Annotated in this window: 6 protein-coding genes; 3 read left to right on the plus strand and 3 right to left on the minus strand. The window is 66.4% G+C overall.

What is annotated here, in order from left to right:
- Positions 1 to 230 precede the first annotated feature (230 nt).
- Both O0J73_RS20630 and O0J73_RS20635 read right to left on the minus strand, forming a co-directional pair.
- Positions 231 to 1,658 carry an amino acid permease gene (locus tag O0J73_RS20630; protein WP_308309520.1) on the minus strand — a complete coding sequence of 476 codons (1,428 nt, stop codon included), beginning with the start codon at positions 1,656 to 1,658 and terminating at the stop codon, positions 231 to 233.
- A gap of 82 nt (positions 1,659 to 1,740) precedes the next feature.
- Entirely contained in the window at positions 1,741 to 3,216 is a 1,476-nt protein-coding gene (locus tag O0J73_RS20635; protein ID WP_006439800.1) for an amino acid permease, read from the minus strand.
- Between the two features lie 133 nt (positions 3,217 to 3,349).
- Here O0J73_RS20635 and O0J73_RS20640 point away from each other — a divergent pair, with 133 nt between their 5' ends.
- On the plus strand, positions 3,350 to 3,964 hold the full coding sequence (locus tag O0J73_RS20640; protein WP_308309521.1) for an NUDIX hydrolase: 615 nt from the start codon (positions 3,350 to 3,352) through the stop codon (positions 3,962 to 3,964).
- Between the two features lie 69 nt (positions 3,965 to 4,033).
- Here the strand turns inward: O0J73_RS20640 and serA are convergent, their stop codons facing one another.
- Positions 4,034 to 5,275, minus strand: a complete 1,242-nt coding sequence (serA, locus tag O0J73_RS20645; RefSeq protein WP_053449619.1) for a phosphoglycerate dehydrogenase — start codon at positions 5,273 to 5,275, stop codon at positions 4,034 to 4,036.
- A gap of 169 nt (positions 5,276 to 5,444) precedes the next feature.
- Here serA and O0J73_RS20650 point away from each other — a divergent pair, with 169 nt between their 5' ends.
- A complete protein-coding gene (locus O0J73_RS20650) occupies positions 5,445 to 6,833 on the plus strand; it encodes an FAD-binding oxidoreductase (RefSeq protein WP_308309522.1) in 1,389 nt (462 codons plus the stop codon).
- Positions 6,834 to 6,895: 62 nt separating this feature from the next.
- The coding region (locus O0J73_RS20655; protein ID WP_006439835.1) for a DUF2388 domain-containing protein at positions 6,896 to 7,192 on the plus strand (297 nt) is incomplete at its 3' end.

A 7,192-nucleotide genomic window follows, 5' to 3' on the forward strand; every position in this document is an offset into this window, starting at 1 on the left:
GTGATACGGGACATAAGGGACCTCCAAGTGCGATCAAAGTATCGCTTCTTGGCGTCCGCTGACGGGGGGCCAGATCAATCCGCGCCATGGATGGCGCGGCTAAGCCTCCAGGGACGGATTCACGGCGTCCCCCGTGAACCCATGCCTCCCCGCCAAACCCTCAACCCAGCTGTTGCCGTTGCTCCGGCTCCAGCGGGTGCAGGGCCGCAGGCCCTGCAATACAAAAAAACCTACTGACTCCGCAGACGGCTGTGCTTGAAGCCGTAGCAGAAGTAGATGACGAAGCCGACGAACGTCCACACGCCCATCAGCATCCAGTTGTGCATCGTCATCGCCGACAGCAGCGCCAGGCAGCTCAGCACGCCCAGGCTGCAGATCAGCCACGCCATCGGCATGCGGAACGGACGCGGCAGGTCCGGCTGGGTGCGGCGCAGGATCAGTACGCCGGCACATACGGCGGCGAACGCGATCAGTGTGCCCATCGAAGTGAGCTCGCCGAGGATGTCCAGCGGGAACAGCGCCGCCAGCAGCGCGATGCCGATGCCGGTGATCACCGTGTTGATGTGCGGGGTGCGGTACTTCGGGTGGATCCTGGTGAACACCGGCGGCAGCAGGCCGTCGCGGCCCATGATCATGAAGATGCGCGGCTGGCCGATGATCATCACCAGCACCACCGAGGACAGGCCGACCAGCGCGCCGACCTCGACCACCCAGCGCAGCCAGCCCAGCTGCGGGTGCGCCGCCACTGCGGTCACCACCGGCTCGTCGGTGCCCAGCAGCTGGTACGGCACCAGGCCGGTCATCACGGCGGCCATGGCGATGTACAGCACGGTGCAGATCACCAGCGACAGCATCATGCCGATCGGCATGTCGCGCTGCGGGTTCTTCGATTCCTGCGCGGCCACCGACACCGCCTCGAACCCGATGTAGGCGAAGAACACCATCGCCGCGCCACGCAGCACGCCTTCCATGCCGTACTTGCCGGGGCCTTCGTTGGCGGGGATGAACGGGGTCCAGTTGCTGGTGTCGACGTACTTCCAGCCGACCACGATGACCAGCACGATCAGGCCAGTCTTGAGCACGACCATCGCCATGTTCATCGCCGAGGACTTGCTGATGCCGACGTAGCACAGCCAGGTCAGCAGCAGTACCAGCGCGGCGGCCGGCAGGTTGGCGATCGCGCCGGTCGGGCGCAGCTGCGCGTCGAGTGGCGCGCTGACCAGCGCCGCCGGTAGATGGATGTCGAACTGGCTGAGCAGGCTGAGGAAATAGCCGGTCCAGCTGACCGCCACGGCTGACGCGGAGACGCCGTATTCCAGCACCAGCATCCAGCCGATGAACCAGGCCGAGAGCTCGCCGAAGGTGGCATAGGTATAGGTGTAGGCGCTGCCCGACACCGGCACCATCGAGGCGAACTCGGCGTAGGCCAGCGCGCAGAAGGCGCAGCAGACCGCTGCCAGAACGAACGACAGCATGATCGCCGGGCCGGCGTGGTTGGCGGCGGCCTGGCCGGTGATGACGAAGATGCCGCCGCCGATCACCGCGCCGATGCCAAGGGCGGTCAGCCCCCAGGGGCCGAGGTGGCGGCGCAGGCTGAGGCCGTTGGCGTCTTCATGGGCGGCATGCGGGTGCTTGGTGGCCCACAGTTGCTTGAACATGTGTGGTGGTCTTGTCGAAGCGCGCCGCCAGGGGCGCGCGGGGAAAACGGACGGGCCGCCGCGAGGCCGGCCCGTAGGCGGATCAGGGCGACTTGGCCAGCTTGCTGTTGCGGATGCCGTAGCCCAGGTAGATCAGCAGGCCGAGCAGCGTCCAGCCAACGAACAGGTGCCAGTGCACCACGAACGCCTGCCAGAACAGGAACAGGCAGGTGGCCGCGCCCAGCGGGCAGATGATCCACACCATCGGTACGCGGAACGGGCGGTGAATCTCCGGCTTGGTATAGCGCAGCACCAGCACGCCGATGCAGACCGTGGCGAAGGCCAGCAGGGTGCCCATCGAGACCAGTTCGCCCAGCACGTTCAGCGGCACCAGGCCGGCCAATGCGGCGGCGATCACGCCGACCACGATGGTGGCGACGTACGGGGTGCGGAAGCGGGCGTGGACCTTGCCGAAGAATTTCGGCAGCAGGCCGTCGCGGGAGATGGTGTAGGCGATGCGGGTCTGGCCCATCATCATCACCAGCACCACCGAGGACAGGCCGGCGATGGCGCCGATCTCGACCAGGGTCTTCAGCCACGACAGGGTCGGGTAGGGCTCCAGCGCGGTGGCCACCGGCTTGTCGGTGCCCAGCAGGTGGTACGGCATCATGCCGGTCAGCACCGCGCAGACGATGATGTAGACGATGGTGCACACCGCCAGCGAGCCGAGCAGGCCGATCGGCATGTTGCGCTGCGGGTCCTTGGTCTCGCCGGCGGCGGTGGAGACCGCATCGAAGCCGATGTAGGCGAAGAACACGATGGTGGCCGCGCGGAACACGCCGCTCCAGCCGAACTCACCCGGCACGCCGGTGTTTTCCGGGATGAACGGCTGCCAGTTGGCCGGATCGATATGGGCCGCGCCAATGCCGATGAACAGGCAGATGACGGTGACCTTGATCGCCACGATGATCGCGTTGACGAAGGCCGACTGGGTCACGCCCACGTACAGCAGGCCGGACACCGCCGCCACGATCAGCACCGCCGGCAGGTTGAACAGCTTGCCGGAGGATACGAACTCGCTGCCGGTCCAGGCAATGGGCGCGGCGCTGAGCAGGTCCGGGAACGGCATGTGCAGCGTGGTGGTGATGAAGCTGATCAGGTAGGCCGACCAGCCCACCGCGACCGAGGCCGAGGCGAACAGGTACTCCAGTACCAGGCACCAGCCGATGAACCAGGCCATGCCTTCGCCGAGGGTGGCGTAGGAGTAGGAATAGGCGCTGCCGGAGACCGGCATCATCGCCGCGAACTCGGCGTAGCACAGGCCCGCCAGGGCGCAGGCGAAACCGGCGATGACGAACGACAGCATCACTGCCGGACCGGCGTGGTTGGCCGCGGCCTGGCCGGTCAGCACGAAGATACCTGCGCCGATCACCGCACCCACGCCAAGCAGGATGAGGTGTTTAGCCGTGAGGGTCCGTTTCAACGTGGCTTCGCCGTCCAGGCTGCCTTCGATGGGTTCGCCGGCATCGACGTGCCCGGCCGGCTGGACCGGCTTGACCCTCAACAGAGCTTTCAGCATGCAGTACTTCCTAGTGATCGGATTGGGTGGGCCGCCGATACGTTGCCGGCAACCCTGGAATGGTGAAGGCCGCGCGAACGGCCCGCTGTACCTTAGCCAAAGCTGAAGCCAACGCACAAGCGCAATCGCAACAATGAACGGCGATAATGAGCAGTATTTTTCCAGACGCCGCCCATTCATGAGCCAGACCGCCGAAACCCTTGCCGTGCTTGACGATCGCCTGCGTGGCCTGCTGCGGGACTATGCCCGTCGGGAGCCCGCCCACGACGCACTGGCTGCCGAATTCGGCACATTGTTGGATGATCCGGAAGATCCGTTCCGGCGCGAACGGCTGGCCGGCCACTTCACCGCCAGCTGCTGGCTGGTCAGCGCCGACGGGCAACGCCTGCTTCTGACCCACCACCGCAAGCTGCAGCGCTGGCTGCAGCTGGGCGGCCACGCCGACGGCGACCGTGACCTGGCCCGTGTGGCGCTGAAGGAAGCCGAGGAAGAATCGGGACTGAGCGGCCTGGTGCTGGAAGACCCGGCCATCTTCGATCTGGACAAGCACTGGATTCCAGAGCGCAAGGACGTGCCGGGGCACTGGCACTACGACGTGCGTTTCGTGATCCGTGCGCTCGGTGGCGACGCCTTCGTGCTCAGCGAGGAATCGTTGGAGCTGGCCTGGCGGCCGGTGACCGAGGTCGCGGCCGACCCAGAGTCCGATGAATCCATGCAGCGCATGGCAAACAGGTGGCTGGCACGCTGAGAAAAAAGGGGACGGAGGGGATTAAGTCGTTTATGCCACAAACGACTTAATCCCCTCCGTCCCCTTTTATCAGTACAGGATGCGCGTGCGCAGCGTGCCCGGGATCGCGGCCAGCTCGTCGCGCACGGCGGCGGCCTGTTCCTCGCCGGCGGTGATGTCGATCACCACGTAACCCACCTTCGGGTCGGTGCGCAGGAACTGGCCGTCGATGTTGACGTTGTGGCGCGAGAAGATCTCGTTGACCTTGGACAGCACGCCCGGCACGTTCTGGTGGATGTGCAGCAGGCGCAGGCTGTCGGCGTGCTCGGGCAGGGTCACTTCCGGGAAATTGACCGCCGACAGGGTGCTGCCGTTGTCGCTGTAGCGCACCAGTTTGGCCGCCACTTCCACGCCGATGTTGTCCTGCGCTTCCAGCGTGCTGCCGCCCACGTGCGGGGTCAGGATCACGTTGTCGTGGCGGGTCAGCGGCGATTCGAAGATATCGCCGTTACCCTTCGGCTCGACCGGGAACACGTCCAGCGCGGCGCCACCGACGTGGCCGCTGGCCAGCGCCGCGTCCAGCGCATCGATGTCGACCACGGTGCCGCGCGCGGCGTTGATCAGGTGCGCGCCCTTGCGCATCTTGGCCAGCTCGGTGCTGCCGATCATCCACTGCGTGGACGGCGTTTCCGGCACGTGCAGGGTGACGATGTCGGCGCGGGCGAGCAGATCGTCCAGGCTGGCTGCGGCACGCGCATTGCCCAGCGCCAGCTTGGTTTCCACGTCGTGGAAGATCACCTGCATGCCCAGCGATTCGGCCAGCACGCCGACCTGGGTGCCGATGTGGCCGTAGCCGATGATGCCCAGCGTCTTGCCACGCACCTCGTGGCTGCCGCTGGCCGACTTCGACCAGCCGCCGCGATGGCACTCGGCGTTCTTCTGAGGGATGCCGCGGGTCAGCATGATCGCCTCGGCGATCACCAGCTCGGCCACGCTGCGGGTGTTGGAGTAGGGGGCATTGAATACCGGGATGCCGGCCAGCTCGGCCGCATCCAGGTCGACCTGGTTGGTGCCGATGCAGAAGCAGCCCACTGCGATCAGCCGCTTGGCCTCGGCCAGCACCTCGGCGCTGAGCTGGGTGCGCGAACGGATGCCGACGATATGCGCCTCGGCGATGCGCGCCTTCAGTTCGTCCTCGGGCAGCGCCTTGGTGTGCGCTTCGATCTGGCTGTAGCCGGCTGCGCTGAACACCTCCACGGCGGTCTGGCTGACCCCCTCCAGCAACAGCACGCGGATATCCTGCTTCGGGAACGAGGTCTTCTTCGGCGACATGGGGCAACACGGCCAGTGGGACAGGGGCCAATCACTATGCCAGATCGCGAAGCCCATGGTGCAGTGCGCAATTGGTTGCATCCGTAGCTATCTGTACCGGTGTGGGGCTGGACGCTGGCGCGTGCCACTGGCACGCTTGCCCGTTCTTCACGCACCGCGCTGGACCGTCATGACCGATTCCCGCATTGCCTCGCTGCAGCACGCCTGTCCCGGCCTGAAACTGAAGACCGATCCGGCCGATCTGGAGCATTACGGTCGCGACTGGACCCGGCGCTGGACGCCGGCGCCGCTGGCGATTGCATTGCCAGCCACGGTTGAAGAAGTGCAGGCGGTGATGCGCTGGAGCGCGGCCGAGGGCGTGCCGGTGGTGCCGTCGGGTGGACGCACCGGCCTGTCCGGTGGCGCGGTGGCGGCCAACGGCGAACTGGTGCTCAGCCTGGAGCGGATGAACAAGGCGCTGGCCTACGACGCGGTCGATCGCACGCTGGTGGTGCAGGCCGGCATGCCGCTGGAGGCGGTGCACAACGCCGCGCTCGACCACGGCCTGATTTACCCGGTTGATTTCGCGGCGCGCGGCTCCTGCTCGATCGGCGGCAACATCGCCACCAACGCCGGCGGCATCCGCGTGATCCGCTACGGCAATACCCGCGAATGGATCGCCGGGCTGAAAGTGGTCACCGCCAGCGGCGAGCTGCTGGAACTCAACAAGGGCCTGATCAAGAACTCCAGCGGCTATGACTTCCGCCAGCTGCTGATCGGCTCGGAAGGTACCCTGGGGGTGATCGTCGAGGCGACGGTGAAGCTGACCGACCCGCCGCCGGCCAGCAATGTGATGCTGCTGGCCGTCCCCAGCTTCGAGGTGCTGATGCAGGTGTTCGCCGCGTTCCGCGCGCGCCTGCAGCTGCAGGCCTTCGAGTTCTTCACCGAGCGGGCGCTGGAGCACGTGCTGGCGCATGGTGCGCAGGCGCCGTTCGACGAGGTGCACCCTTATTACGTGGTCACCGAGTTCGCGGCCAACGACGACGCGCAGGAAGCGGCGGCGATGGCGGCGTTCGAGGACTGCATGGGCAACGGCTGGGTCAGCGACGGCGTGATCAGCGCCAGCGATGCACAGGCGGCGCAGCTGTGGCGCCTGCGCGAGGGCATCACCGAGTCGCTTGCACGCTACACGCCGTACAAGAACGATGTCTCGGTGCGGATCTCGTCGATGCCGGCATTCCTGGCCGAGACCCAGGCGCTGATCGGGCAGGCCTATCCGCATTTCGACGTGGTCTGGTTCGGCCACATCGGTGATGGCAACCTGCATATCAACGTGCTCAAGCCGGACGATACCCGCGACGTCGATTTCCTGTCGCAGTGCGAGCACGTGACCAAGCTGCTGGCGCAGGTGCTGGCTCGTTTCGATGGCAGCATTTCCGCCGAGCATGGCATCGGACTGGTCAAGAAGGGCTACCTGGACAGCACCCGCGGCCCGGCCGAGATCGCGCTGATGAAGGCAGTCAAACGCGCGTTCGATCCCCAAGCGCGGCTGAATCCCGGCAAGCTGTTCGACGTCTGAGCCGGGCAATTCCTTCACGTACCCGTTACGCTCCACGCATTCCCACAACCGGCTTCGAATCGATGACCCGTCCGCTTGTTCTGCTCGCCCTGCTGTCCCTGCCGCTGGCCGGCTTCGCTTCCAGTTTCGCAGGCACCTCGGCCGGCTCGGCCACCGGCGCATCCTCTGGTTCCTCGGCCAGCAGCTCGGGCGATGACAAGGTGGTGCAGGCCGCACGCGATGATGCTGCTGCGTTCGTCGCCAGCGACGGCCAGATCCGCGGCGCACGCCTGCAGGCCGCACTGGTCCACCTGCGCGAGCAGGATGCCGCTGCCCAGCAGCAGAGCGACCTGCAGCTGGCCCGCGCGCTGCTGGCGCGG

This window comes from Stenotrophomonas sp. Sm6012, from assembly GCF_030985895.1.
GTDB lineage: Bacteria > Pseudomonadota > Gammaproteobacteria > Xanthomonadales > Xanthomonadaceae > Stenotrophomonas > Stenotrophomonas forensis.

What these genes read in the sequence shown, in the direction of transcription:
- O0J73_RS20630 (WP_308309520.1), bottom strand. Translation starts at nt 1,658, where the DNA reads ATGTTCAAGCAACTGTGGGCCACCAAGCACCCGCATGCCGCCCATGAA.
- O0J73_RS20635 (WP_006439800.1), bottom strand. Translation starts at nt 3,216, where the DNA reads ATGCTGAAAGCTCTGTTGAGGGTCAAGCCGGTCCAGCCGGCCGGGCAC.
- O0J73_RS20640 (WP_308309521.1), top strand. Translation starts at nt 3,350, where the DNA reads ATGAACGGCGATAATGAGCAGTATTTTTCCAGACGCCGCCCATTCATG.
- serA (WP_053449619.1), bottom strand. Translation starts at nt 5,275, where the DNA reads ATGTCGCCGAAGAAGACCTCGTTCCCGAAGCAGGATATCCGCGTGCTG.
- O0J73_RS20650 (WP_308309522.1), top strand. Translation starts at nt 5,445, where the DNA reads ATGACCGATTCCCGCATTGCCTCGCTGCAGCACGCCTGTCCCGGCCTG.